At 65.7% G+C, this 25,030-nt stretch carries 22 protein-coding genes and 1 pseudogene; 9 read left to right on the top strand and 14 right to left on the bottom strand.

Translation table 11 applies throughout. The annotated features are described in order from the left end of the window. Positions 1 to 9 precede the first annotated feature (9 nt). The 6 genes from ACVIGB_RS47275 to ACVIGB_RS47250 all read right to left on the bottom strand — a co-directional run bounded on the left by ACVIGB_RS47275 (position 10) and on the right by ACVIGB_RS47250 (position 7,302). Positions 10 to 1,488 (bottom strand): ATP-binding cassette domain-containing protein, encoded by a 1,479-nt coding sequence (locus ACVIGB_RS47275; protein ID WP_456724102.1) that lies wholly within the window; start codon positions 1,486 to 1,488, stop codon positions 10 to 12. Next, positions 1,488 to 2,414 carry a branched-chain amino acid ABC transporter permease gene (locus tag ACVIGB_RS47270; protein ID WP_173641800.1) on the bottom strand — a complete coding sequence of 309 codons (927 nt, stop codon included), beginning with the start codon at positions 2,412 to 2,414 and terminating at the stop codon, positions 1,488 to 1,490. Before ACVIGB_RS47270 ends, ACVIGB_RS47275 begins: the two co-directional genes overlap by 1 nt. 1 nt (position 2,415) lies before the next feature. Then, complete coding sequence (locus ACVIGB_RS47265; protein WP_050404977.1) at positions 2,416 to 3,291, bottom strand: branched-chain amino acid ABC transporter permease; 876 nt, start codon at positions 3,289 to 3,291, stop codon at positions 2,416 to 2,418. Between the two features lie 94 nt (positions 3,292 to 3,385). Continuing rightward, positions 3,386 to 4,609 (bottom strand): ABC transporter substrate-binding protein, encoded by a 1,224-nt coding sequence (locus ACVIGB_RS47260; protein ID WP_456725259.1) that lies wholly within the window; start codon positions 4,607 to 4,609, stop codon positions 3,386 to 3,388. Positions 4,610 to 4,995: 386 nt separating this feature from the next. After that, on the bottom strand, positions 4,996 to 6,588 hold the full coding sequence (locus ACVIGB_RS47255) for an MDR family MFS transporter (protein ID WP_456724103.1): 1,593 nt from the start codon (positions 6,586 to 6,588) through the stop codon (positions 4,996 to 4,998). 192 nt (positions 6,589 to 6,780) lie between these two features. After that, entirely contained in the window at positions 6,781 to 7,302 is a 522-nt protein-coding gene (locus tag ACVIGB_RS47250; RefSeq protein WP_092125191.1) for a YcgN family cysteine cluster protein, read from the bottom strand. 287 nt (positions 7,303 to 7,589) lie between these two features. On the opposite strand from ACVIGB_RS47250, the gene ACVIGB_RS47245 reads away from it, so the two are divergent. Genes ACVIGB_RS47245 through ACVIGB_RS47235 form a run of 3 tightly spaced genes read left to right on the top strand, consistent with a single transcriptional unit; the run spans position 7,590 to position 11,063 of the window. Then, positions 7,590 to 9,866, top strand: a complete 2,277-nt coding sequence (locus ACVIGB_RS47245) for a transglycosylase domain-containing protein (protein ID WP_456725260.1) — start codon at positions 7,590 to 7,592, stop codon at positions 9,864 to 9,866. 1 nt (position 9,867) lies between these two features. After that, complete coding sequence (locus tag ACVIGB_RS47240; protein ID WP_050424324.1) at positions 9,868 to 10,446, top strand: DUF1214 domain-containing protein; 579 nt, start codon at positions 9,868 to 9,870, stop codon at positions 10,444 to 10,446. Next, positions 10,443 to 11,063 carry a DUF1254 domain-containing protein gene (locus tag ACVIGB_RS47235; protein WP_456724104.1) on the top strand — a complete coding sequence of 207 codons (621 nt, stop codon included), beginning with the start codon at positions 10,443 to 10,445 and terminating at the stop codon, positions 11,061 to 11,063. The genes ACVIGB_RS47240 and ACVIGB_RS47235 overlap by 4 nt, the downstream gene beginning before the upstream one ends. 89 nt (positions 11,064 to 11,152) lie before the next feature. Here ACVIGB_RS47235 and ACVIGB_RS47230 read toward each other — a convergent pair whose 3' ends face one another. Further along, positions 11,153 to 11,986, bottom strand: coding sequence for an MBL fold metallo-hydrolase (locus tag ACVIGB_RS47230; RefSeq protein ID WP_456724105.1), 834 nt, complete (start codon positions 11,984 to 11,986; stop codon positions 11,153 to 11,155). A 91-nt stretch (positions 11,987 to 12,077) separates the two neighbouring features. On the opposite strand from ACVIGB_RS47230, the gene ACVIGB_RS47225 reads away from it, so the two are divergent. After that, entirely contained in the window at positions 12,078 to 12,935 is an 858-nt protein-coding gene (locus ACVIGB_RS47225) for a LysR family transcriptional regulator (protein ID WP_456724106.1), read from the top strand. Here ACVIGB_RS47225 and ACVIGB_RS47220 read toward each other — a convergent pair. Further along, positions 12,932 to 13,700 (bottom strand): annotated as a pseudogene (locus ACVIGB_RS47220) (hypothetical protein). The gene ACVIGB_RS47225 and the pseudogene ACVIGB_RS47220 sit on opposite strands and share 4 nt — an antisense overlap. 4 nt (positions 13,701 to 13,704) lie before the next feature. Continuing rightward, complete coding sequence (locus tag ACVIGB_RS47215; protein WP_097670912.1) at positions 13,705 to 13,899, bottom strand: hypothetical protein; 195 nt, start codon at positions 13,897 to 13,899, stop codon at positions 13,705 to 13,707. Between the two features lie 295 nt (positions 13,900 to 14,194). On the opposite strand from ACVIGB_RS47215, the gene ACVIGB_RS47210 reads away from it, so the two are divergent. After that, positions 14,195 to 15,127, top strand: coding sequence for a DUF2336 domain-containing protein (locus tag ACVIGB_RS47210; protein ID WP_456724108.1), 933 nt, complete (start codon positions 14,195 to 14,197; stop codon positions 15,125 to 15,127). Here the strand turns inward: ACVIGB_RS47210 and ACVIGB_RS47205 are convergent. Further along, positions 15,124 to 15,468 (bottom strand): DUF1491 family protein, encoded by a 345-nt coding sequence (locus tag ACVIGB_RS47205; RefSeq protein WP_456724109.1) that lies wholly within the window; start codon positions 15,466 to 15,468, stop codon positions 15,124 to 15,126. The two genes, ACVIGB_RS47210 and ACVIGB_RS47205, sit on opposite strands and share 4 nt — an antisense overlap. Positions 15,469 to 15,694: 226 nt before the next feature. On the opposite strand from ACVIGB_RS47205, the gene ACVIGB_RS47200 reads away from it, so the two are divergent. Then, positions 15,695 to 17,338 (top strand): ankyrin repeat domain-containing protein, encoded by a 1,644-nt coding sequence (locus ACVIGB_RS47200; RefSeq protein ID WP_456724110.1) that lies wholly within the window; start codon positions 15,695 to 15,697, stop codon positions 17,336 to 17,338. 71 nt (positions 17,339 to 17,409) lie between these two features. On the opposite strand, the gene ACVIGB_RS47195 is transcribed toward ACVIGB_RS47200, so the two are convergent. Further along, the gene (locus ACVIGB_RS47195) at positions 17,410 to 18,174 is read right to left on the bottom strand and encodes a peptidoglycan-binding protein (protein WP_456749347.1); all 765 of its coding nucleotides are present in this window, start codon (positions 18,172 to 18,174) and stop codon (positions 17,410 to 17,412) included. Next, positions 18,167 to 19,978 carry an ATP-binding protein gene (locus tag ACVIGB_RS47190; RefSeq protein WP_456724111.1) on the bottom strand — a complete coding sequence of 604 codons (1,812 nt, stop codon included), beginning with the start codon at positions 19,976 to 19,978 and terminating at the stop codon, positions 18,167 to 18,169. Before ACVIGB_RS47190 ends, ACVIGB_RS47195 begins: the two co-directional genes overlap by 8 nt. 434 nt (positions 19,979 to 20,412) lie before the next feature. On the opposite strand from ACVIGB_RS47190, the gene ACVIGB_RS47185 reads away from it, so the two are divergent. After that, positions 20,413 to 20,790 carry a DUF5330 domain-containing protein gene (locus ACVIGB_RS47185; RefSeq protein WP_456725261.1) on the top strand — a complete coding sequence of 126 codons (378 nt, stop codon included), beginning with the start codon at positions 20,413 to 20,415 and terminating at the stop codon, positions 20,788 to 20,790. Positions 20,791 to 20,933: 143 nt separating this feature from the next. Beyond that, positions 20,934 to 21,365, top strand: a complete 432-nt coding sequence (locus ACVIGB_RS47180; RefSeq protein WP_092125179.1) for a SufE family protein — start codon at positions 20,934 to 20,936, stop codon at positions 21,363 to 21,365. A gap of 4 nt (positions 21,366 to 21,369) precedes the next feature. Here the strand turns inward: ACVIGB_RS47180 and ACVIGB_RS47175 are convergent, their stop codons facing one another. Continuing rightward, positions 21,370 to 21,783 (bottom strand): MucR family transcriptional regulator, encoded by a 414-nt coding sequence (locus ACVIGB_RS47175; protein ID WP_456724112.1) that lies wholly within the window; start codon positions 21,781 to 21,783, stop codon positions 21,370 to 21,372. A 179-nt stretch (positions 21,784 to 21,962) separates the two neighbouring features. Next, positions 21,963 to 22,847 carry a DUF308 domain-containing protein gene (locus ACVIGB_RS47170; RefSeq protein ID WP_456724113.1) on the bottom strand — a complete coding sequence of 295 codons (885 nt, stop codon included), beginning with the start codon at positions 22,845 to 22,847 and terminating at the stop codon, positions 21,963 to 21,965. 338 nt (positions 22,848 to 23,185) lie between these two features. Between ACVIGB_RS47170 and ACVIGB_RS47165 the strand changes: the two genes are divergently transcribed. Further along, positions 23,186 to 24,835, top strand: coding sequence for a glycosyltransferase family 39 protein (locus ACVIGB_RS47165; protein WP_456724114.1), 1,650 nt, complete (start codon positions 23,186 to 23,188; stop codon positions 24,833 to 24,835). Positions 24,836 to 25,030 lie beyond the last annotated feature (195 nt).

Here is a 25,030-nt window from a genome sequence, read left to right as displayed (position 1 = left end):
CTTTGAGCGTCAGAGAAAGTCCTTGCCGGCCTCCGCGGCGAACCGGCCCGGATCGCCTTCCCAGACGATCCGCGCGTGCTCCAGCACATAGACGCGGTCGGCATGCGGAAGCGCGAAGGTCACGTTCTGCTCGCCGAGCAGCACCGTGATCTTGGTGGTCTGGCGCAGCTTCTCCAGCGCCTTCGACAGCAGTTCGAGGATGACCGGCGCCAACCCGAGCGTCGGCTCGTCCAGGATCAGGATCTGCGGCTGCATCATCAGCGCGCGGCCGATCGCCAGCATCTGCTGCTCGCCGCCGGACAGCGTCTGCGCCATCTGGCCCTGACGCTCCTTCAGGATCGGGAACAGTTCGAACAGCCAGGCCAGCTGCTTCGCCCGCGCAGCGTCGTCGAGATGCTGGCCGCCGAGGTCGAGGTTTTCCCGCACCGTCATCTCGCCGAACAATTCGCGCGATTCCGGGCACTGCACGAGGCCCGAGCGGGCGATCTTGGCCGGGCCCGTGCCGCGCAACTTCTCGCCGCCGCGCAGGATCTCGCCGGTGTAGGGCAGGAAGCCCGAGATGGTGTTGAACAGCGTGGTCTTGCCGGCGCCGTTGAGGCCGACGATCGAGACGAACTCGCCCTCATGGACGTGGATCGAGACGTTCTCCAGCGCCTGCGCCTTGCCGTAATGCACGCTGACATTCTCGACCTGCAGCAGCGGCACCTTGTCCTTGAACGAGGTCTCGGGCCGTGCATGGGTCTCGATCGCGCCGCCGAGATAGACCCGCCGCACGGTCTCGTTCTTCATCACGTCCTCGGCGCGGCCGGTCGTGATCTCCTCGCCGAGATACATCGCGAGCACGCGATCGACCAGCGCGGCAACGCTCTTGACATTGTGGTCGACCAGCATCACCGCGCGTCCCTCGTCGCGGAAGCTGCGGATCAGTTGCGAGAACACGCCGACCTCCGTGCTGGTCAGCCCGGCGAAGGGCTCGTCGACCAGCACCACCTTCGGGTCGCGCGCGATCGCCTTTGCCAGCTCAAGCCGGCGCAGATCGGCGAACGGCAATGTCGGCGGGCGGCGATCCATCACCGCCCCCAGGCCGACGCGATCCGCGATCCATTTGGCGCGCTCGGTCAGCGCCTTGTCGGGAAACAGCATGAACAGGCTGTCGGGCAGCAGCGCGACCATGATGTTCTCGAGCACGGTCTGCCGGTTGAGCGGCCGCGAGTGCTGGAACACCATGCCAAAGCCCTTGCGCGCGATCTTGTGCGCAGGCAGCCCGGCCACGTTCTCGCCGTCGAACAGCACCTCGCCCGCGGTCGGGCGCTCGATGCCCATCACGCTCTTCATCGCGGTCGACTTGCCCGAGCCGTTCGGCCCGATCAGGCCGAGGATCTCGCCGGGGCGCAGCTCGAAGCTCAGATTCTTCACTGCGGTCAGGCCGCCGAACCGCTTGGTCAGGCCGCGAACTGCAAGTGTCGGAGTGGTCACAGTCTGGTCCATCAAGAGCGCGCCTCGCGTGACAGGGCCGCTCCGAGGAAACCGCCGGGGAAGAACAGCACGACGAGCAGCGCCACCGCCGAGACGATGAAGGTTGCGAGTTCGCCGGTCGGACGCAGGAATTCGCCGGCCACGATCAGGAAGATCGCACCTAACGCCGCGCCCAGCACGGTGCGCCTCCCGCCGAGCACGGCGGAGACGATGACGTTCACGCCGACCGCCACGTCGACCACGGTGCCGACCGAGGCGGTGCCGAAGTAGAACACCAGCAGCGCCCCGGACAATCCGGAGAAGAACGCGCTGACGATGAAGGCCGCGAGCTTGTGCTTGACGATATTGAAGCCGAGCGCGCCGGCCTGCACCGGGTCCTGCCCGCTCGCCTGAAGTACGAGTCCAACCGGCGATTGCGACAAGCCATACAGAATGGCCGCGCTGATGGTCATGAAGCCGAGCGCGATCCAGTAATTGGCGCCGGCATTGATGGTGATGACGTCGGGGATGGTGAGCCCGATCTCGCCGCCGGTCAGGTCAGCGAACACCACGATGAAATTCTGCAGCATCAGCACCGCCACCAGCGTGGTGAGGCCGAAATACGGTCCCCTCACCCGCAGCGCCGGCAGCGCCAGCACGAAGCCTGCGACCACCGAGGCCAGCGCGCCGAGCAGGATGCAGACATAGACCGACCAGCCGAACTGGTTGTTGAGAATGCCTGCGGTGTAGGCGCCGGTGCCGATCAGGAAGGTCGGCCCGAAATTGACCTCGCCGGCGAAGCCGAACAAGAGGTCCCAGGCCATCGCGAACACGCCGAAATAGAACGCGACGGTCAGCAGCCCGAGGATGTAACCGGAGACATAGAGCGGCAGCGTCGCGGCAACCACCACGCAGACCAGCGAAATGAAGAACAGGCGCGAGGAGAAGAAGTTGGCCATCTCAGCGCCTCCCCAACAGGCCTTGAGGCCGGATGTACATCACGAACACCAGCAGCAGCAGCGCCGGAATGGTGCGGTAGGCCGGCGAGATCATGTAGGCCGTGATGGTCTCGAGATAGCCGACGACGAAGGCTGCAATCAACGAGCCCGACACGCTGCCGAGGCCGCCGAGCACCACGATCGAGAATGCGCTCGCGGTCAGTGGCCCGACGCTGTAGGAGCTGACGCCTAAGAACATGCCGAGCAGCACGCCGGCGATGCCGGCCAGGATGCCGTAGATGCCCCACACCACGATGTAGATCTGGGTGAGCTCGAGCCCGAGCAAGGTGACGCCGCGCGGGTTCATCGACGCCGCCAGCACCGCCTTGCCGGTCCGGGTGCGGTTCACCAGGAGCCACAGCAGGCCGATCACGAGGCAGCACACCAGCGCGGTGAAGATGTTGTTGCGCGGCGTGCGGTTGCCGAAGATGTCGACGACGCCCTCGACGATCGGCAGCACCGTCTTGGCATTGTTGGTGAAGAAATAGGCGATCAGCTCCTGGATCATGATGCCCCACAGCAGGGTGCCGGTGAGGACGAAGATTTCCTTCTCCTCGTTGGGGATCCGCCTCGAGTTCTGGATCGGCTTCACGACCGCGAAATAGGTTGCGAACGCCATGATCAGCGCCACGCCGACTCCGAACAGCGCGCCGGTGTAGATGTCGAGGTGCAGCACGCTGGCTGCGGCCCAGGCCGCGACCGCTGCGGCCACCATGATGGCACCGTGGGAGAGGTTGAGAACGCCGGAGACACCGAAGATCAGGGTGAAGCCGGTGGCACCGAGTGCATAGAGCGCACTGATGGCGAAGCCATCGATCAGGATTTGTAAGGCAAGCATCTCAAATCGGCCGCGGCAGCAAAGCTGCCTGTTGTGGAGGACGCGGAACTGAATACGGATGCTCCCGGGACCGCCCCGGGAGCATGATCATCAGTTAGTTCGTGGTGAGCTTGATGAAGCTTGGGAACTTGAGATCGCTCTTGGCGACCTCCTTCGGCCAGACCGCGACCTGCTTGCCGCCCTGCCACTGCAGCATCAGTCCGGTGATCAGGCCCTTGCCGTACTTGATCGAATGGGTGAACGGATCGTCCTTGCCGTAGAATTGGACCCGTCCGATGGTGCCTTCCCAATCGGTCTTCTCCAGCGCATCGACCATCTTGTCGGCCTCGACCGAGCCGGCGCGCTTCACCGCATCCGCGATGTAGTAGACCTCGTCATAGGCGGTGTAGCCCGCATAGGAGGGATAATTGCCGTAACGCTTCTTGAAGCCTTCCGCGAACGGCACCGACTTCGGCGTCACCGCGACGTTCGGGCCCGACACGCCCTGATACAGCACGCCTTCCGCCGCGTCGTTGGTGTCCTTGCCGAAGGTCTCGTTGGTCGCCTGCGAGGAGATGCCGAACATCGGGATCGGCACCTGCTGGTTCTTCCACTGCACCGTCGGCTGCACGCCGACATGCGAGATACCGGTGATGATCACGTCGGGCTTGGCGGCTTCGACCTTGTTGAAGATCGGCGTGAAGTCGGTGGTGTCGGGCGAGAAGCGGATATGGTCGACGACCTTGAGCCCGATCTTCGGCAGGCACTCCTCGTAGCCGACGTCGAGCGGCTTGGTCCACGCCGCGTCCTCGCTCATGATGACTGCGGTCTTCATGTGCTTCTGATCGACCAGCAGTTCCTTGGCGGCGTCGCAGACCGACAGCGCCAGCGCCGCCGAGGTCAGGTAGCCGTGGAAGGTGTACTTGTTCTTCTCGTAGTCGGCGTGGACGCTCTTGCTGATCTCGTTGGAGGCCGCACCGGGCGTGACGAACGGGGTCTTCAGGCGCGAAGCCCAGGGCTCGAGCGCCAGCACCACTTCGCTGATGTAGCTCGAGATGACGACGTTGACCTTGTCTTCGTTGACCGCGCGCTGGAATGCCCGCACCGAGTCCGCCGAGGACGAGTGATTGTCGTAAGAGACGATTTCGATCTTGCGGCCGTCGATGCCGCCCTTGGCGTTGATCTCGTCGGCGGCGAGTTGCGCCGCCTGCGGGATCGACGCCCCGGCGATCGCCTGCGCTTCGGCGATCACGCCGATCTTGAGGGTGTCAGCCGCCAGCGCGCCGCCGGGGCTGGCTGCCAAAAGGCCGAACACGGCCGCTCCGGCAAGTTGCTGCATCGCATGAACAGGCAGTCGCGATGTTCTTTTCACCCTGTTTCTCTCCTCTTTTTGTTCGGCTGCTTCGAGCTCTTGGGGCCGGACTATAGCTGCGACAAAATGCGCAGCAAGTGAAACTGCGCGCAGATCGCCATGCGTGGACGACAACTAAAGTAGTGGGAGGGCGCTCGCCGCCTGAATAAATTTGAGGCAGCGCGGGAATAAGAGCGTGGGGTGCCAATCAGTTGCCTGACGAGCACCATCCTCATCGTCGTCCCGGCGAAAGCCGGGACCCATAACCACCGATGCGAATTGTTAAGCGCACTTGCAACGACGGGTCCCGCCGACAACATCCGCCGCAGCGTATGGGTCCCGGCCTTCGCCGGGACGACAGCGGTGAGCTTGGCCTACTCCGCCATCTCGACCGGCTGCGCGGCCGGACCGGCGAGCGGGCGCTCTTCCATCGTGATCATGCAGATGGAAGCCGTGGTCAGCAGCACGGCGGCGGCGCCGAACACGTAGCGGAACGCGGTGATCATGTCGGCCATCGGGATCGCGCCGACGGTGCCGGCAGAGGCGGCATGATGCTCGCCGGCGAGCGAGATGTCGGTCCCGAGCGTCATCAGCAGGATCGTCGTGAAGGCAGCGACCGTGAACGAGGCCATCATGGCGCGGAAGAAGTTCATCGCACCGGTCACGGTGCCGACCTGCGGACGCGCCACCGCGTTCTGCAGCGACACCACGCTGATCGGGAATGTGGTGCCGAGCCCGAGCGCGAACACGCTCATCAACAGCAGCAACCCCCACAGCGGCAGCGTCGTCACGGCCATGCCGACGGCGCAGATCGCAGCCACCGAGGTGCCGACGATCGCGACACGCTTGTAGTGCTTGGCCTTTGCCATGGTCCGGCCGGCGATCGCAGCACCGAAGGTCGAGATCGCCGCGAGCGGGATCAGCGCAAGGCCGGCCTCGCTGGCGGTGAGGTGGTAGACCACCTCGTAATAGAGCGGCAGGTGCACGGTGAGCCCGACCATGGCGCCGAGCGCGCAGCCGCCCGCGCCCATCGCGAACGGCACCACCGAGCCACCGAGCAGCGACAGCGGCAGGAACGGCTCGTCGGCGCGGCGCGCGTGCCAGACGAAGGCGCCGGCGAGCGCGATCGAGGCGCCGATCATGGCCGTAATGGTCGGCGACAGCCAGGACAGACGCGTGCCGCCCCAGGTCAGCACCAGCATCAGCACGACGGCGGAGGCCATCAGCAGCACGCCGCCGAGCCAGTCGACCTTGCGCTTGCGGTGGAACACCGGGATCTTGCTCATCTTCGGCAGCAGCAGCGCCAGCGCCGCCGCCGCGAGCGGCAGGTTGATCCAGAAGATCATCGACCAGTGCAGATGCTCGGCGAACACGCCGCCGACCACCGGGCCAAGAATGCCGCCGGCCATCCAGACGCTGGAGAAATAGGCCTGATAGCGGCCGCGCTCGCGCGGGGTGACGACGTCGGAGATCACGGTCTGGACCACCGGCATGATGCCGCCGCCGCCGAGCCCCTGCAGGCCGCGGGCAACGATCAGCATGGTCATGCTGGGCGCGATCGCGCATAGCACCGAGCCGACCACGAACAGGCTGAGCGAGGTGATGATCATGACGCGGCGGCCATAGATGTCGCTCAGCGTGCCGAACACCGGCGCCACCGCGGTGGAGGCGAGCAGATAGGCCGTGATCACCCAGGACAGGTTGGTGACGTCGTGAAACTGGCGCCCGATCGTGGGCAGCGCCGTCGCGACGATGGTCTGGTCGAGCGCGGCCAGGAACATCGTCAGCATCAGGCTGATCACGATGGTGCGGACTTCATCCGGATTGAGCGGCGCCGGCGGCGCCAGCGGTGGCGCATCGCTGAGTTCGATCACCTCGCTCGGGAGGCGGGACAGCTCTTCGGCAATGTCGTCGGGCAATGTCTCTTGGTCGGCAGGAATCCGGCTCTGCCGTTCATACTTGTTCATTTGGGGCGTAATGCTGCTGCGCGGACGCGTGCCGCGATGGAATCATTCTCTGATCCGCAATTTATGCAGCAATTCGCTGCTGAGGCAGGCACCTCAGCGCATGGGTGCATCCCGCCGCGACCTTCTCGCGATGACGTGATCGCAGAACAGCCGGCGCCGGTTCTCGCGCCGTCAGCGTTGCGTCTTGAAAACCTACTTGGAGACCTTGGGCCGCTTCTTCAATTGCGCCCGTTTCGGCAGCAAGGCCGGCCACCGCACGATGTGATCCTCAAGATCGGCGTCGTTGACGTCGAGTTCGGTGCCCTCCACCCGCCCGCGCACCGAGACCCCGGCTTCATGAACGGTGTTGGGATCGCCGGAGATCAGCGGATGCCACCAGTAAAGGTCCCGCCCCTCGGCGACGAGCCGATAGCCGCAGCTCGGCGGCAGCCAGTTCAACGTCCGGACGTTCTCGGGCGTCAGGCGAACGCAATCCGGAACCTGGTCTGAGCGGTTCGGGTAGTCCTTGCAGGTGCACAGGCCGGAATCGAGCAGCTTGCAGGAGATATGGGTGAAATAGATTTTCCCGGTGTCCTCGTCCTCGAGCTTCTCCAGGCAGCAACGTGCGCAGCCGTCACACAGGCTTTCCCATTCGGCGTTGGACATCTCTTCCAACGTCTTGGTTTTCCAGAAGAATCCCTCCTGGCCCGACGGGCGCTTGGGCGGTGCGGTCATGATATCCCTGACATGGCGGTAAAGCTCTTCTTGGGACGCCGACGCTCCCTCCGCAAGGGGGTGATATTGCGGGGTCGAAAAAGCCGGTGGGCAGCGTTAGGGCTTTCATTAAATTCACAAGCTGCGCCATTGGTTTATGGCAGCCGCTCGGATAGAACAACGAACGAGTCCCCAACGACGCAAAAGCGCCTTGGGATTGCCGCAACATCGAAGCAAGACGCTGGCCTGTGCCCGATTTGGGCGCCCGCAGCGCTGTCGAACTGATCAAGGGTCCGGTCCTTCAGATCATGCCGTCGCATTGGAAACAGAAGGTCCGGAATTTCTTCCTGGACCTCGATGCGCGTATCGACTCGACGCTGTTCTCGTCGGGCAAGGGCCTGCGCGAACTCTACGAGCGCTATTCCACCTTCATGGACCGCTTCTATGTCGGCCGCTGGAAGCGCTGGGTGTTCATCGAGCCGCTGTCGGAGGCCGCGACCATCGGGCTCGGCGGCATGATCCTGATGCTGACGCTCGCGATTCCCGCCTTCCGCGAGACCGCCGACGAGGACTGGCTGAAGAAGTCCGACCTCGCGGTGACCTTCCTCGACCGTTACGGCAACCCGATCGGCAGCCGCGGCATCAAGCATAATGACTCGATCCCGCTGGAAGACTTTCCTGACAATCTGATCAAGGCGACGCTCGCGACCGAAGACCGCCGCTTCTATGACCATTTCGGCATCGACGTCCCGGGCCTCGCCCGCGCCCTCGTCACCAACGCGCAGGCCGGCGGCGTCCGCCAGGGCGGTTCGTCGATCACCCAGCAGCTCGCCAAGAACCTGTTCCTGAACAACGAGCGCACCATCGAGCGCAAGGTGAAGGAAGCCTTCCTTGCGATCTGGCTGGAGACGCGGCTCACCAAGAACGAGATCCTGAAGCTCTATCTCGACCGCGCCTATATGGGCGGCGGCACCTTCGGCGTCGACGGCGCCGCGCATTTCTACTTCAACAAGTCGGTGCGCGACGTGAACCTCGCGGAAGCCGCGATGCTCGCCGGCCTGTTCAAGGCGCCGACCAAATACGCCCCGCACATCAACCTGCCCGCGGCGCGCGCCCGCGCGAATGTCGTGCTCGACAACCTCGTCGATGCCGGCTTCATGACCGAGGGCCAGGTGTTCGGCGCCCGCCGCAATCCGGCGGTCGCGGTCGACCGGCGCGACGAGAACTCGCCGAACTATTATCTCGACTACGCCTTCGACGAGATGCGCAAGCTGGTCGACACGTTCCCGAAATCGTACACCGAGCGCGTCTTCGTGGTCCGCACCGCGATCGACATGAACGTGCAGAAGGCGGCCGAGGAAGCGATCGAGAACCAGCTCCGCCAGTTCGGGCGCGATTATCACGCGACGCAGGCCGCGACCGTGGTGTCCGATCTCGACGGCGGCATCCGCGCCATGGTCGGCGGCCGCGACTACGGTGCGAGCCAGTTCAACCGCGCCGTCGACGCCTATCGGCAGCCAGGCTCGTCGTTCAAGCCTTATGTTTATACGACGGCGCTGCTGAACGGCTTCACGCCGAACTCGAAGATCGTCGACGGCCCGGTCTGCATCGGCAACTGGTGCCCGCAGAACTATGGCCACTCCTATTCCGGATCGGTGACGCTGACGCAGGCGATCACCCGCTCGATCAACGTCGTGCCGGTCAAGCTTTCGATCGAGCTCGGCAAGAACATTGGCGGCCCTAAGGCCGGCCGCGCCAAAATCATCGAGGTCGCACGCCGCTTTGGTATCAAGGCGCCGCTGCCCGATACGCCATCGCTGCCGATCGGCTCCGACGAAGTCACTGTGATCGAGCACGCGGTTGCGTATGCGACCTTCCCGAACCGGGGCAAGGCGGTGACGCCGCATTCGGTGCTCGAGGTGCGCACCGGCGCCGGCGATCTGGTCTGGCGCTGGGACCGCGACGGGCCGAAGCCGCGGCAGGCCATTCCCCCGAACATCGCCGCCGACATGGCCGGCATGATGACCCACGTGGTCAGCGAAGGCACCGCGCGCCGCGCCGCGCTCGACGGCATTCCGACCGCGGGCAAGACCGGCACCACCAACGCCTATCGCGACGCCTGGTTCGTCGGCTACACCGGCAACTTCACCTGCGCGGTCTGGTACGGCAATGACGACTATTCGCCGACCAACCGCATGACCGGCGGCTCGCTGCCGGCGCAGACCTGGCACGACATCATGGTTGCCGCGCATCAGGGCGTGGAAGTCAAAGAACTCGTCGGCGTCGGCATGGGCCAGAAGCTGCCGCCGCAGCCGGCGCAGGCCAATGCCCAGGCCAACGCGGCGCCGCGCGTGCTGGAGACCAAGCCGGGTCCGCCGCCGGTCTTGACCAAGCGTGGCGCCGATATCCTGGTGCGGGTCGAGAAGCTGCTCGACGACGCCGCCAAGACGGCCAACAAGACCACGCTGAACGAGCCCTCGAAGGCCGGCAAGCCGGAATCCTCGAGCGCGCTGGCGTTCCCCGAAAACTACGTTGCCGCGGCCGGGCCGGACGGCACGACAGCCCCTGCGCCACGCAAGAACTGACGTGCGGCTCCTCCTCACCACCTTGCTGGCACTCGTCATCGCCACGGCCGTTGGCCTCGGCCTGACCTACGCGACGGCGACGCGCGGCACCGATCTCGGCACGCTGAAGATCGGCGCCTGGACCGCGCGACCGAAGAACGGCACCTCCGACGTCGACCCCTATTCGCGCGCCACGATCGCGCGCAGCGGCGAGCTGCCGATCGGCACCGGCGACGGCATCGCGTTTTCGGCAACCACCGACGACAAGAACAAGCCGCTCGACGGCCGCTGCGACATCGTGGTCAGCGGCGTGACGCCGGCGGCGCGGTTCTGGACGCTGACGCTGTTCGACCGCAAGGGCCACCTCGTCGCCAATTCGCTGCAGCGCTACGGCTTCACCAGCCAGGAGATCATGCGCGCCTCCGACGGCACATTCGAGATCCACATCGCCTCGCGCTCACGCGCCGGCAACTGGCTGCCGACCGGCGGCATCGAGCGCTACGCGCTGATGCTGCGCCTCTACGACACGCCGGTCGGGGTCGCGACCCGCACCCAGCGCGACGCGCCGATGCCCTCGATCGCAACGACGGGCTGCCCATGATCCGCGTGCTGTTCACCATCCTCGCAGGCGTGCTGCTCGGCGGCGTGGTGCATCTCGTCAGCGTGCTGGCGCTGCCACGGATCGCCTCGCAGGACGCCTATTCGCGGCTGACACCGATGACCAGGCTCAACGAGGTGACGCCGCTGCCGCTGGCCGACCCGAGCAACTCGCCGATGCCGCTGATGGACCCGGCCTTCGCGGTGGCGATCTGCCGCTACGATCTCTCCACCGGGCCGCTCAAGCTCACCGTGCCGGTCAGCCAGGCCTATACGTCGGTGTCGTTCTACACCCGCAACGAGGTCGCCTATTACGCGATCAACGATCGTTCCGCCGGCAAGAAGGTGATCGAGCTCGACCTGATGACGGAAGCGCAGCACAACGAGCTGCCGGAGGACGAGGAAGTCACCGCGGCCGACCGGCTGATCATCGACTCGCCGACCCCAACCGGCCTGATCCTGCTGAAGGCGCTGGCGCCGGAGCCCGGCCTGATGCCGCAGGCACAGGCCTCGCTTGCGGCCTCATCCTGCAAGGTGCAGGCCGAGCCGGTCGCGGCCAAGCAGGAAGCCCCGCCGCCGCTGCCCGCTCCCGCCCCGCCGCCCGCGGCACGCAAGCGCTAGTTCGCAAGCATGATCCGGAAAAGTGCGAAGCGGTTTTCCCTCGCGACAAGCGCGAAGCGCTTGCGCGGAGATCATGCTCAGATAAAGCGCTAGCGCGCGTGCCGGCCGCAACGGCAGGTCTCGTAATCGACGGGATCGTGGCTGTTGACGATCGTGACATCAGAGCCATGCGCCGCCTTCAATTGGCGCAGCCGTTCCTGGTTCTGGATTCGCGTCGCGCGATCCATGTCCGCCCGGCGCTGGAACATGCCGAGCAGCAGCGGGATCCGCGGCCTGGCATCGAGCTGCGCATGGTGGAAATAGGCATCGCCGGCGTGCAGCAGCCATCTGTCCTTGTCGCGCACCGCAATCCCGCAATGGCCTAGCGTGTGGCCCGGCAGCGGGACCATCAGGATGTCCGGCTCGCGATCGCCGAGCGCGCGCACGCCCTTGAAGCCGAACCAGTCCTCGCCGCCTGCGCCGTAGAACGTCCAGTCCGGCCCGTGCTTCCACTGCGCCGTGATGTAGCGTCCTTCCGGCGGCGCGACCTGATGCGTCACCGCCATGTCGTACTCCTTGCGATCGACGTGCACCTTGGCCTTCGGAAAGTCCGGCACGCCGCCCGCATGGTCGCGATCGAGATGCGTCAGCAGCAGATGCCGCACATCATCGGGCGAGAAGCCGAGCGCCTTCACTTGACGGACCGCCGTCTCGGCGGGATCGAGCCGCGGCGTGGTCTGCCGCACCCATTTGCGCCCCAGCCGCGGCGGGTCGCCGATGTCGTCGAGCCCGATGCCGGTGTCGACCAGGACGAGGCCGTCATTGCTCTCGACCAGCAGGCAGTGACAGACCATCCGCGCCCGGTGGAAGATGCTGCCGCTGCCGTTGACGAGCCGCTTGCCGATCGGACACATGGTGCCGGTGTTGAGATGGTGGATGCGCATGACCAGTCCTCCGCTGAATTCAGCACAGGCTTGCCACCGGCCTCATCATAGGTAAAATATTGTCTATCTATCGTTACGATAGGACAGACCTATGGATATCCGCGAACTCCGCTATTTCGCCGCGGTCTACCGCGAGCGCAACCTGACCGCCGCGGCGAAACGCTGCTTCATCTCGCAGCCGTCGATCTCGGCGGCGATCACCCATCTCGAGGCCGAGCTCGGCACCACGCTGTTCATCCGGCACAAGAAGGGCATGGCGCCGACGGAGTCCGCCGCGCAGTTTCACGGCATCGCGCGCAGGATCATCGACGAGGCGGACGCGGCGCGAAATCTGTTTCGCAAGCCTGCGACAAGACAGGCGCTGACGCTCGGCCTGTTGCGCACGCTCGATCAGGCGCGGACGATCGCGCTGCTGAAGCCGCTGACGGCCAATGCCGATCTCGCGCTTAGGCTGATCGGCGCCAATGAGAAAGCCGATGCGCGGATCGTCGCCAAGTCGATGATCAACGCGGGCGAGCGCTTCATCCCGCTCTGGAGCGAACGCTACGTCGCGGCACTGCCGCCGTCGCATCCACTCACCCTCAAGGAGACGCTGCGGACCACCGACTTCGCGGGCGTTGCGATGATCGATCGCTGCCATTGCGAGCAGCAGGAATTCTTCAAGCGCACGTCGCCGCCGCGCAAGCCGGTGGCGATCGCGGAATCGGAGGAGTGGGCGATGGCGCTGGTCGCGGCCGGGGTCGGCGTTGCGATCGTTCCCGAAGGCGTGGCGCGGGGCAATCCGGATGTGGCGGTGCGCGCGATCGAGATCGACGTGACGCGCCAGGTCGGCCTCGCCTACCTTTCGGCCCACCCGCCCTCCGATGCGCTCAAGGAGTTTATTGCGAGCCTCCCGCGGCAGGCGAGCAGTCGCGTCGGACCCACAACAAGGAAGATGAAGCGGGCCTAGCCCTTCGACACCACGGCCTGGCCCGTGGCCGGTCCTGAGACGAGCGGCGCGTTAGCGGTGAGCCGGGCCAGTTCGTTGATCTGGCGTTCGGCGTCGGCGGCCATGCCGTCGGGCGCCTGGATCACCAGCCGCTCCAGCGCCCAGCGATAGGACGAGATCCGCCGCTCCAGGCTCTGCTGGACCCATTGCACGATCAGCGTATTCTCTTCCATCCGCGCCACCGCGTCTGCCTTCTCGCGCGGCGACAGGTCGGCGATCATCTTGAGGCTGGCACTGCGCTTGCGATCGAGCTCGATCACCTGGATCGCGGTGGCGAAGAACGGTTCGAACCGGGTGATGTCGTCGCGGACCTGGTCGATCAACAGCGAATAGCGCGAGGCGAACGAGCGATGTGGCTCGTCGATCAGATTGCGGCCATACGCCGTGCGATCGAACACGACCTTCTGCCGCCACGGCGAAGGCAACGGCTGGTAGTCGCCGTACACGCTCTTCCACGCCCGGTCGCGACAGTGGCGGCTCGATGAACTGATAGGCGAGATCGCGCAGCTGACGTTCGTGTTCGGTGAGCTGGAATTGCGAGGCGTTCTTGCCGATGCTGCCGGTCGCTTCGGCACCCATCCAGCGATGCATGTCGTCGTTGCGGAAGTCGGCGCGGGTGCGCCCGAAATCGCCGCCGCTGCAGCCCGAGAGCGCCGAGCCCGCCAACAGCAGGATCAGCGCCGGGAGTGACCGCCGAGCGGCGGTCCGCTGCGCAAGTTCCGGCATGGGATCAGGAGCGGCGTCGGCGACGACGGCCCTGCGCAGTGCCCTGCTCCGGTCCGCGACCTCCGCCGGTCTCCTCCGTCGTTCGCTCGATCCGCACGACGGGAAGGATCAGCACGGTCCCCATGCCTTCGCCGGCAGCACCGACAGCGCTCGGCCGCCGTGCAGCCGCATCCGCCGGAAACTCAACGATGGTGCCCATGTTCCGTTCTCTCTGGCCCCGCACGGACATGATTTGCCCCGCGCTCGCCGAGTTAAGAACGCGCATGGTTAACGACATCTTAAACTGCCGATACGGACGGTTACGGATGTGGCGCTGTGCCCTAATAGACACGCGCAAATTCGAGCGTTCGCCTTCACCGATTGTTTTCCTTAACTGCGTCTTAAAACAGCCTGCGTAGGCTCGCTCTCACAAGGTTTTCAAACCGAGTCTTATTGGCAAGTCGCGTACGCCCGAGATGAGCGCAGCTCCGCTATTTCCTGGTTTCGATGGGCTGATGACGCTCTCCCGCCGCGAGGGGGTCGACATCCGCCCCACTTTGCTGCGCGTCCTGACCGACCTGTATGTGCAGGCGAGCGCGCACTCCGCCGACGAAGAGCGCCAGTTCGTCGAGCTGACGTCGCGCCTGATCGACGAGGTCGACGACGCGACGCGCGCCGCCGTCCGCGCACGACTTGCGATCTATCCGGCAACACCCGCCAGGATCATGGACAAGCTCGGGCTGCGCCGCACCGGTCCGGAGCAGCCGATGCCGGGCGCCGCGCCAATTTCCGCGCCCGCACCCTCCGCGCTGCCCGCCAAGGTCCCGACCGAAGCAGAGCTGCGGATGGCCGCGAGCCTTGCGATGCGGCCGAACGATGCCGCCGAAATCTCCGACATGTTCTTTGCCGCCAGCGCGAAGGAACGCGCGCAGATCCTCCACAATCTGCAGGAGACGCCACTGAAGGCCGCAGCGCGGATTCCGGCGGCCCGCGCCGCGCGCGCGATCCATATCCTGGAGATGGCGGCATTTGCCGAGGACCTCGACAATTTCACGCTCGAACTCGGCGAGGCGCTGATCCTGCCGTCGCGGATCGCGGCGGAGGTCGTCAATGATCCCGGCGGCGAGCCGCTCGCCTGCGCGATGCGGGCGCTTGACGTCTCGAGCGCCGCGTTCCAGCGGATCCTGATGTTCCTCAATCCGGAAGCCGGCTCGTCGGTCAACTACGTCTATCGGCTGTCGCGGCTCTATGATCGCCTGAGCGAGCGCTCCGCGTTGGTGATGCTGGCGGCATGGCGCGGCTCGACCATGGCGGTGGCGCGCGCCAAGTACCGCTCGTCGCTCTATGACGACGAGCGCCATCGCGTGCGCGCGGCATCTTCGCCGACGCGACCGGCGATTCAACCGGGCACCGCGCCCGCCGTTCGCAACCAGAAATCTGGAAGCTAGCCCTTCGCCAGGTCGAGAAAATGCCGCCCGGCGCGGTCCTCGGTCTCGACGATCCAGGCGTCGGGATCGAAGCGGAGCTCCTTGGTCAATCGCTCCTCGACCGAAGGCTCGGACACCGGCTGCTGCGCCGTCGGCACGAACAGCCGCTCGGCCGGACGGCTGTCGTCATAAAACGTCTGCGGCGCCGGCGCATACAGCATCGCGTTGCCGTCCATCAGCGCCACCTTGACGAACACGGCGCCGGCTTCCTCGGCGCCCTTCTTGCGGATCGCGCCGAACACGCCTTCGGTTTGGCAGCGGCGCAGATACGCCGCGACCCATATGCTGGTTTTCAATCGCATGCGCCGACCTATAGGCCAGCGCCGCGGCCACGTCCAATTGTCACAGATGACATCACGCACCGGCGGGTTGACCGACACAATCGTCGCTCATATCGTTGTATCTGCGGTGCAAGCCGCGCCCGGGTCCACGGGAAGGGTTGAACCCACTTGCATCTGATATGCGGCCAACCAAGCCTTTGTGCAGCCGGTTTTGTGGACCATCGGCGATTGATGCACGGAGGTTTCCATGGACCGATCGCCCGCGCGATTGAATCTCGAATATCTGAAGAAGCAGGCCAAGGAGCTCATTCGCCTTTACCGGCGACAGGCCCCGGAGGCTTACGCCCGTTTCCGGCAGGCGCTTCCGGCCGCGGCCGGGCGCAGCGACGCCCAGATCGCCGCACTTGATCTGCGGCTCCACGATGCGCAGTCCTGCGTGGCGCGCGATCTCGGCTTCGCCTCGTGGCCGGAACTGCGGCGCTATGTCGAAGCACAATTGCCATCAGGCAAGAGCCGGGATGATCGCGTGCGGCGCTGGCTGCAACTGGTCTATGCCGCAGACGTCGACGGCACCACCGATCACGCCCATCCGCGCGTCGCGGTGCGGATGCTCACCGAGGATCCCGATCTTGTGGCCGATGATCCCTATCTCGCCTGCGCCATCGGTGACGAAGAGACGATACGGCGCACTGCAGCCAGTGATCCCGCATGGGTCAACCGTCCCGGCGGTCTCCTAAAACTGCCGCCGTTGGTTGCGGTCACGCATTCCAGCCTGCTGCAGATTCCGGAATTTCAGGCGCGGCTGCATCGCTGCGCGCGGCTGCTGCTGCAGGCCGGCGCCGATCCCGACCAGCACATCAGCAGCCGCTGGCCGCCCGGATCGCTCGACGCGCCCGATGACGGCAATCCGCTGTCCGCACTGTATGGCGCCGCCGGGCGCAATCACGATCTCGCGCTGACCCGGCTGCTGCTCGAGGCGGGCGCCAATCCGAACGACGATGAATCGCTGTACCACTCGCTCGAAGGCTCCGTGACCACAGGCCTGCTGCTCGAGCACGGCGCGCGGATCGCGGGCACCAACGCGATGTACAAGGTGCTCGACGACGAGAACGTGACGGCGCTCGCGTTGCTGCTGCGGCACGGCGGCGATCCGAACGAGCCGGCCCGCAACGCGCCGTTGACGGATTGCGGCTCGCCGCTGATGTGGGCGATCCGCCGGCGGCGCTCGCGGACATGCATCGCGGTCCTGCTTGACGCCGGCGCAGATCCACGCATCACGACACCGGACGGTCTCAGCGCCTACCGCTACGCTTTGCAGTTCGGCTTGACCGAGGTCGCCGAGCTGCTGCGGCAGCGCACCGGCGACGAGACGCTGGCCGATGACGAGCGGTTCGTCGCAGCGTGCAGCAGCGGCAACGAGCGCGAGGCGCGGCGGATCCAGGCCGGCCGACCCGATCTTCCAGGCTCGCTTTCACCACAGCAGCTGCGGCTGCTTCCCGAACTCGCGGCAGCAGGTGGCGACGATGCGGTGCGGCTGATGGTCAAGCTGGGCTGGCCTATCACGGTGCGTGGCGGCGATTGGGATGCGTCAGCACTTAATCATGCGGTGTTCCGCGGCAATGCCGGGCTGACACGCTTCCTGCTCGAGCACGGCGCTGATTGGACCGAGCAGCACGGCTTCGGCGACGACGCGTCCGGAAGCTTGTCGTGGGCGTCCTGCAATGAACCGGTCAATGGCGGCGATTGGGCCGGCTGCGCGCAGGCCCTGCTCGATCACGGCATGCCGCGCGGCATTCCGGATCGCGACGATCCGGAGTGGGTGCTGCTGGCCGGCCGCAGGAAGCTGTTCTCCGACGAGGTCAGGGACGTTCTGCTGGGCGACGCAATCTGACGACACGTCAGCGCGTCGACGAACGACGTGCATGGCCGAGCAAGACCCGGCCATGGCAAGGACAGCATAGCCTAGTCGATCGAATGCCCGATCATCGTGCTGAGCTCGCGCACCAGGCGATCGGACATCTGGCCGGTCACCGGCAGCTTGCGCGCGCGCTCGAACTTCGCGATCGCGTGCTGGGTATCGGCGCCGATCGTGCCGGTCGGCTTGAGCTGGCCGTAGCCGTATTCGGTCAGCGTCCGCTGGACCGCTGCGATGCGCTTGCCGGCCGGGCTCAGATGCTGTGTCGGGATCGGCGCCGGCGGACGAATGACGCCGGACGGCGCGGCGGCCGGGGACGGCGCGGCAGCCGGTGGCGCGACGGTCGACTTCAGCACCAGGTTGGCCATCGGATCGACCGGCTTGGACTCGACCTTAGGTTCGGCCGGCTTGGCTTCAACGGACCTGGACTCGGCGGGCTTGGTCTCCACCGGCTTCACGTCAACCGGCCTCGATGGTTCCACGGCAGCGGGCTCGATCGATCGGGCGGCGGCCTCGGCCGGACGCGGGCGCGGAATCGGACTGGTGGTGGCGGCAACCGGAGCTGGCGGCGGCAGCGTCACGACCGAGCCGCCGAACATCGGCGACGGATGACGGCCAGCCTGCAGGAACAATGCGTTGATCAGGATCGCAACAATGGCGGACAATGCCAGCACGCCCGCAACCAGATCCTTCGGACTATGCAGCAGCAGGCGCAGGACGAGGCCACGTTCCTCCTCGGCCGCGATGGCTACCGCCTTGGCGCCGCGGCGACGGCGCGGCGTTTCGTCGTCATCCAAAGTCTGTCTAGGCACTCTTCTTCACCTGTTGGGTTTGTTCTTGCAGTCCGGACCGCAACGCGGGCTTCAGGGTCGAGACATTGCTGGACGGCTCGACCGCGGCCGGCGGAGTGAACGACAGCGGCAGCGCGACCGACACGATGGTGCCCTCGCCCACCTTGCTCTCCACATTCATCTCGCCATGGTGCAGTCCAACCAGCCCCTTGACGATGGAGAGGCCGAGGCCGGTGCCTTCGTGGCGGCGCTGATAGGTCTTGCCGGCCTGGAAGAACGGATCGCCGATCCGCTTGAGGTCGTCGGCGGCGATGCCGACGCCGGTGTCGGAGACCCGCAGCAACAGCCGCGATCCCTCGACGCCGGCCGACACGGTCACCTTGCCGCCGCGCTCGGTGAACTTGATCGCGTTGGAAACCAGATTGAGAACGATCTGCTTGAACGCGCGCGAATCGCCGTTCACGATCGGCAGGTCGTCTGGCACGCGGGTGACGAGGTCGACACCGCTCTCGCGCGCCTTCAGCGCCACCAGATTGCAGCAATTGAGCAGCGCCGGCCGCGGCGCAAACGGCTCCGGCGAAATCTCGAAATTGCCGGACTCCATCTTCGACATGTCGAGGATGCCGTTGACGACGGACAGCAGGTGCTGGCCGGAGTCGTTGATCAGCTGCGCGTATTCCTTGCGGCGGGCCGCGTCGAGGCCGAGCACGTCTTCCTGCGCGATCATCTCGGAGAAGCCGATGATGGCGTTGAGCGGGGTCCGCAGCTCGTGGCTCATGGTGGCCAGGAAGCGCGTCTTCGACGCATCGGCCTGCTCGGCCGCATGGCGCGCCTGTTCGAGCGCCTGCTCCTGCACCTTGCGATCGGTCACGTCGCGGATCACGGCGACCACCTCGGCATCGGCGGAGGCCGGCTCGAGCGCCCGGCAGCGCATCTCGACCCAGATGAATTCGGCGGCCGTCTCGCCACGCGCACCGTCGCGGCGCACGCGGAACTCGACGCTGCGGGACTCGCCGCGCGCGGCGTCCGACAGCGCGGTGAGATAGGCCGGACGATCGGCGACATGAACGCGGTCGAACAGGCCGTGGCCGGAGAGCCGCGATGCCGGCACGCCGAGCATGATCTCGACCGCGGGCGAAATGAAGCGCACCGCGCCGTTGCGGCTGTGCCGCGAGAGCACGTCGCTCATGTTATGGGCGAGCAGGCGGTAGCGCTCTTCCTCGACGTAAAGCAACGCCACGCTGGTGCGCGCCAGCGACTCCGCGCCGAAGGCGAGCCCGGCCGCATAGAAGATCGCCGACACGACGCCGAACCCGACCAGCGTGCTGTTCGACGCAACCGCGGGATCGACCACCGGCAGCACGTGGTAATGGCCGAGCACGCTGAGCAGCGCGGCGCAGATCATCGCCAGCGCGAACGCAAACGCCACCACGCGCCGCGACGCCGACAGCGCCGCCTCGATCGGAATCACGACGAGCCACACCGCCGCGAACGACGCGATGCCGCCGGTCGACGCCGCGATCATCATCACGAGACCGCCGAGCGCCAGCGACGACAGCACATGCGCGCCTTCATAGCGGCCGGTGCGCGACAGGAACCAGGACAGCAGGATCGGCGCGATCAGCCAGGCAAAGGCCGCGACCTCGATCGCCGTCGGCGCCCCGCGCATCGCCAGAAAGGCCGGGAACGATGCCAGCGCCGCCAGACTGCCGAGCAGCCGCGGCGCCATGAAGGCACGGTGGCGCGCACGCGTCAGCGCATCATATTGCGCCGACGGATGCAGCAGCGCATCCAGGCAATCGCGGATCAGACTCAAACTACTCACAGCACTCGCGCTTCGGCTTAATCGTCAGACAGACGCGCCGGAACGCCTCCTTTGTGATTGCAGGCCAACGTGTCAGAGCGAACTTAAGCGAACGCTAAGGCGGGGCGGCCTGCTGCCAAACACCGTGCATCGGCGAGGCTTCGACGCTGTCATTCACCGGTCATTTGTCGGGGATGGTGAACGGCTGGTTTCCGGGTGCGACTAGCTATGGTTTCGAAATGGTGGACGCGGCGCAGTCTGCCGATTTGGCACCCGTCAGCCGCCATCAATCGAAAATTTACGGCGAATCAACTCAGGCGAATTTTCCGCGATTTTTCGGCGGATTTACTTCAATGCAAATACTTCCGATTTATCGACCGATGCTAACCGTGAGGGCAATAGCGGCATCGACCGCGCAAGAAGCAAAAGACAAGATAGACGACCGGGATCGCGCCATGTTCTTCCTGCTGCGTTTGGCATTCTGGCTCGGGCTTGTGCTCGTGCTGCTGCCGAGAGACAAAACCCCTGAAGCGGACAAGACGCCGCAGCTCAGCGCATCGGACGCGGTGTCGGCCGCGACGGCGACGATCAACGACATGGGTCAGTTCTGCAAGCGTCAGCCTTCCGCCTGCGAAGTCGGCGGCCAGGCCGCGACCGCGATCGGCCAGCGCGCCACCGATGGTGCGCGCAAGCTCTACCAGATCATCACCGACAAGAAGCCGCCCGACCACACCGGCTCGATCGGCAAGGATGATACCGACCCGGGCGCGTCCCGCGACACGCTGACGGCGGACGATCAGATGATTGAATTCCGCCTGCCGCCGATGCCGTAAGCGCCAATCGAGCGCTTTCGCGTGAGGCGGATGCCGGCTCGCGTGAAGAAAACGCGTCAAAACAACCGGGAACCGGTTCCATTTTCGTCGCTTTCGCGGCCAGCCTTCCTATATAAGCCGTTGAGAATAGGACGCGGGCCACGATGACGACGATCGACGAAATCAGGGACAATTTTGCGCTGCTGGACGAGTGGGACGACCGTTACCGCTATGTCATCGAGCTCGGCCGCACGCTGGAACCGTTGTCGGAGGCGGAGCACTCGGCCGAGAACAAGGTGCAGGGTTGCGTCAGCCAGGTCTGGCTGTCGAGGCGGATCGATCGCGACGCCAATGGCGAGCCGCGCCTGAACTATATCGGCGACAGCGACGCCCACATCGTACGCGGCCTGGTCGCGATCGTGCTGACGCTGTTTTCCGGTCACACGCCGAAGGAAATCCTGGCCACCGACGCGCTCGCGCTGTTCGACGAGTTCGGCTTCCGCGACCATCTGACGCCGCAGCGCTCCAACGGCCTCCGCTCTATGGTCGATCGCATCCGCAACGACGCGCGCGAGGCGCTGGCGTCCGCCGCGTAAAACCTTACTTCCGCTTCCGCGCCTGCTGGCCAAGTCCCATTTTCTTGGCGAGCTGCGACCGCGCCACCGCATAGTTCGGCGCCACCATCGGATAGTCTGCCGGCAGGCCCCATTTGTCGCGATATTGCTCCGGCGTCATGTTGTACTGCGTGCGCAGATGGCGCTTGAGCGACTTGAAGCGCTTGCCGTCTTCGAGACACACCAGATATTCCGGCGTGATCGACTTCTTCATCGACACCGCCGGCTTGGCCGGCTCGCTCGGTGTGTCGGCGCGCCCGCTCGACACCCGCAGCAGCGCCGCGTGGACCTGGCTGATCAGGCTCGGAATGTCCGAGGCCGGCGTCGGATTGTTGCTGAGATAGGCCGAAACGATATTTGCGGTCAGCTCGACCGGCGTTTTGCCTGGCGTATCGGACATGGCTCAATCTTCCCCGTGCTCTCGACGGCCCGGCGCCCACCGGACAGTATCCACGTGCAGCAATACATTAATGGAATCGCGTACTACTTTGCGAATATGAGCGGATTACAGCAAATCTGACAAGAACGGCCGTATTTTTCCGGCCTCGAACCGGCCGCTCGCAAGTATTGGCGCCGACCTTAGGGCCGCTGCTCCAGGTGCGACCTGAGCTCGTCGATCGAGGCAAACCGCATCATGCCCTCCGGCATCTGCGCCTCGATCGATCCGTCCGAATAGAGCGAATAGGCCATGCCGTCCACGACGCCCGATTTGAGCACAGTCACCGGCGGCTGCTCCTGGGGCGGCGGCGGGTGGCCTGATGACGGCGCCGCGCCGGCTGGCTGGGTCTCGCCGAAGGTCGACGGCCGGGGCGTGCGCCGTGGGGCAACATCGACCGACCTCGGCCGCTCGGCCTTCGGCCAGGCATCGTCGAACGTTGCCGGCGCGGGCTCGGCCGCCGCGGCCGGATCAGGACGCAGCTCCGGCGACAGCAGATCCGGCGTCAGCGGCTCGGCCGTACGGCTCTGGGCCCGCTCGCGTTCCTTCCGCGACGACGAAAACAACAGGTTGCGCCGCTTGGGCGTGGCTTCGCCCTCCGGGGGCGCGCCACCCGGCACGGGCGGCGGCGCCTCGCTTGGCGCGCCACGCCGGGGGATTTCGTCGTGCCAGGGCGGCGCCGCCGTTGACGCGGATAGTGGGACCGGCGGCGGAGGCGCGGCGACCTTGGGCTCACGCGGCGGCGGGAAAACAGGATCCTCGGGGGTATTGCGCGGGGAAGTTGCAGACGCTGGCGGAACCTCGGCCAGGGCGCCTGCGGCAACGGGATCGAGCCGCCTGGCGATGATCTGGAGTTCCCGGAGGATGGCGGCGAGCGCCAGCACGATCGCGCCGGTGCATACGCCGGTTACGCCGGTCGTGATCAACGCGCCGCCGACGCTGAATTCCTTGTAGGGGATTCCCAAGCCGATCGCCGCCAAGCCCGCCACAACCAGGCCCACGCCGACGACCAACAGACCAACCATCATCGAACTAACCCCCGGGAGACCCGACCGAAAATCGGCGCAGGCCGCCAACGCCACGATACCGTCATATTGCCCACACCGCCAACCGCCAATTGTAGACGGAGTTCCCTAAAATCCCGCTTAACCGGGCCTGATGCGCTTCTCGATCGCGGCTGCAGCCACGTTCAGGAAACCGCCTCCCGTAGATCTACTGGCTACGAATTGCTGCCAATATATTGCAATGCATCTGGGAAATTACGCCACAATTACCAATTACTCGGAAACGGAACTGCGCTATGGATGCCGGGGAATGAGGCCCTAAAGCGCCAAACTGGGCCACAGGCACGCCGGTATCACTAGCTATGTCATCGATTACGACGTCTGCCCTCGAGGCGCCTGCACGGCGCTCGGTGGAGAAGACCTGCGACGATCTCGCATTCCTCGTCCTCGGCGTGGTCGCCGTGGTCGCCGGCCTCACATTCCGTGATTACGGTCTGGGCTGGGACGATTACACCCACGCCGAATACGCCGACCTCCTGCTGCGCATGTTCGGCTCCGGGTTCAAGGACACCGGCGCGCTCTCCTTCGCCAATCTCTATATGTACGGCGGCGGCTTCGATATGGCCGCGGCGCTGCTGCACAAGGTCATCCCGCTCGAACTGTTCGAGACGCGCCGCCTGCTCGGCGCGATCGTCGGCGTGATCGGGCTTGCCGTAACCTGGCGCCTGGCGCGCCGCGTCGGTGGCCCGCTGGCGGGACTGGCGGCCCTGCTGCTGCTCGCGCTGTGCCCGACCTTCTACGGTCACATGTTCATGAATCCGAAGGATGCGCCGTTCGCCGTCGCGATGGTGGTCCTGATCATGGGCCTCGTCCGCCTGATCGAGGAATATCCGGCGCCCTCGCCGCGCACGATCCTGATCGTCGGCCTCGGCGCAGGCCTGTCGATCGGCTGCCGCGTCCTTGGCGGCCTCGCCCTGATCTACGCCGTGGTCGGCTTCATCCCGCTCTGGATCGAGGAATTCCGCAAGCAGGGCCCGCGCGAGGCGACCCATCGCTTTGCCCATGTCATCTATGTGCTGCTGCCGGGGCTCGTGCTGGGCTATCTCGTGATGGGCCTGATCTGGCCGTGGTCGATCATGGAGCCCGGCCATCCGCTGGAAGCGGTGACCTATTTCTCGCACTTCTTCGAGAAGCCGTGGAAGGAGATGTTCGACGGCGCGCTGGTCTCGGTGCCGGACATGCCGTGGTCCTATTTGCCGACGCTGTTCGCGCTGCAGCTTCCCGAGGTGCTTCTGGTGCTGCTGAGCGCGGCCGTCATCACCACCTTCATGTCGCTGTCGCGTACCGATGTGGCGGCGAAGCGCAAGTCGGTCATGCTGATGCTGACGCTGGCGGCAACGCTGCCGCTGGTGATCGCAATGGTGAAGCGGCCGGCGCTCTACAACGGCATCCGCCACTTCATCTTCGTGATCCCGCCGATGGCAGTGCTTGGCGGCGTCGCCTTCGCCCGCGGCATGGACTGGCTCGGCGAGAACCGCCGCGCCTGGCAGCCTGCGGCGCTCGCCGTGTTCGCGTTCGGCCTGTTGCTGCCGCTCAGCGAAATGATCCGCCTGCATCCGTATCAGTATACGCACTTCAACCACATCGCCGGCACGGTGCGGACCGCCGACAATTTCTTCATGCTCGACTATTGGGGCCTGGCGCTGAAGCAGGCATCCGACGGGCTGCGCGAGCAGCTGGCGGAGCGGCAGGAAGTGCCGCCGCAGCACCGCAAATGGAAGGTCGCGGTCTGCGGACCGCAGCGCCCCGCGCAGGTCGCGCTCGGGCCCGACTTTACGATCGGCTGGGACAGCCATGCCGCCGACTTCGCGATGACGCTCGGCGAGTTCTACTGCAAGGGCCTGGCCGCCCCCGTGATGGTCGAGATCAAGCGCGACGACGTCGTGTTCGCCCGCGTCTACGATATCCGCGGCCGCAGCATTTCGAGCCTGCTGGCGATCCCGGCGCCGTAGAGCGTTTTCGAACGAAGCAGACGCCGGTTCGCGTCAATCAGAACCGAAAATGCTCTCATCCGTCGCGGCCTTGGAAGATCGATCCTGCGGCTGCCCACCGGCCGTTGCTGTCTGGATCGTGGGCCGCATGCCGGCATGACTGTCACGCCGGTCTGCTGCCTTGCTGCGATCCGGCGGCGGCGCTAGGCTCACGCC

The sequence above is a fragment of the Bradyrhizobium sp. USDA 4341 genome (genome assembly GCF_054063755.1).
Note: the sequence above shows the minus strand (reverse complement) of the source record. Positions and strands in the feature narration are given on the sequence as shown.

Excerpts from the sequence above, each read along its gene's own strand:
- ACVIGB_RS47275 (WP_456724102.1), bottom strand. The coding sequence starts at position 1,488 with ATGGACCAGACTGTGACCACTCCGACACTTGCAGTTCGCGGCCTGACC.
- ACVIGB_RS47270 (WP_173641800.1), bottom strand. The coding sequence starts at position 2,414 with ATGGCCAACTTCTTCTCCTCGCGCCTGTTCTTCATTTCGCTGGTCTGC.
- ACVIGB_RS47265 (WP_050404977.1), bottom strand. The coding sequence starts at position 3,291 with ATGCTTGCCTTACAAATCCTGATCGATGGCTTCGCCATCAGTGCGCTC.
- ACVIGB_RS47260 (WP_456725259.1), bottom strand. The coding sequence starts at position 4,609 with ATGCAGCAACTTGCCGGAGCGGCCGTGTTCGGCCTTTTGGCAGCCAGC.
- ACVIGB_RS47255 (WP_456724103.1), bottom strand. The coding sequence starts at position 6,588 with ATGAACAAGTATGAACGGCAGAGCCGGATTCCTGCCGACCAAGAGACA.
- ACVIGB_RS47250 (WP_092125191.1), bottom strand. The coding sequence starts at position 7,302 with ATGACCGCACCGCCCAAGCGCCCGTCGGGCCAGGAGGGATTCTTCTGG.
- ACVIGB_RS47245 (WP_456725260.1), top strand. The coding sequence starts at position 7,590 with ATGCCGTCGCATTGGAAACAGAAGGTCCGGAATTTCTTCCTGGACCTC.
- ACVIGB_RS47235 (WP_456724104.1), top strand. The coding sequence starts at position 10,443 with ATGATCCGCGTGCTGTTCACCATCCTCGCAGGCGTGCTGCTCGGCGGC.
- ACVIGB_RS47230 (WP_456724105.1), bottom strand. The coding sequence starts at position 11,986 with ATGCGCATCCACCATCTCAACACCGGCACCATGTGTCCGATCGGCAAG.
- ACVIGB_RS47225 (WP_456724106.1), top strand. The coding sequence starts at position 12,078 with ATGGATATCCGCGAACTCCGCTATTTCGCCGCGGTCTACCGCGAGCGC.
- ACVIGB_RS47215 (WP_097670912.1), bottom strand. The coding sequence starts at position 13,899 with ATGGGCACCATCGTTGAGTTTCCGGCGGATGCGGCTGCACGGCGGCCG.
- ACVIGB_RS47210 (WP_456724108.1), top strand. The coding sequence starts at position 14,195 with ATGACGCTCTCCCGCCGCGAGGGGGTCGACATCCGCCCCACTTTGCTG.
- ACVIGB_RS47205 (WP_456724109.1), bottom strand. The coding sequence starts at position 15,468 with ATGCGATTGAAAACCAGCATATGGGTCGCGGCGTATCTGCGCCGCTGC.
- ACVIGB_RS47200 (WP_456724110.1), top strand. The coding sequence starts at position 15,695 with ATGGACCGATCGCCCGCGCGATTGAATCTCGAATATCTGAAGAAGCAG.
- ACVIGB_RS47185 (WP_456725261.1), top strand. The coding sequence starts at position 20,413 with ATGTTCTTCCTGCTGCGTTTGGCATTCTGGCTCGGGCTTGTGCTCGTG.
- ACVIGB_RS47180 (WP_092125179.1), top strand. The coding sequence starts at position 20,934 with ATGACGACGATCGACGAAATCAGGGACAATTTTGCGCTGCTGGACGAG.
- ACVIGB_RS47175 (WP_456724112.1), bottom strand. The coding sequence starts at position 21,783 with ATGTCCGATACGCCAGGCAAAACGCCGGTCGAGCTGACCGCAAATATC.
- ACVIGB_RS47170 (WP_456724113.1), bottom strand. The coding sequence starts at position 22,847 with ATGATGGTTGGTCTGTTGGTCGTCGGCGTGGGCCTGGTTGTGGCGGGC.
- ACVIGB_RS47165 (WP_456724114.1), top strand. The coding sequence starts at position 23,186 with ATGTCATCGATTACGACGTCTGCCCTCGAGGCGCCTGCACGGCGCTCG.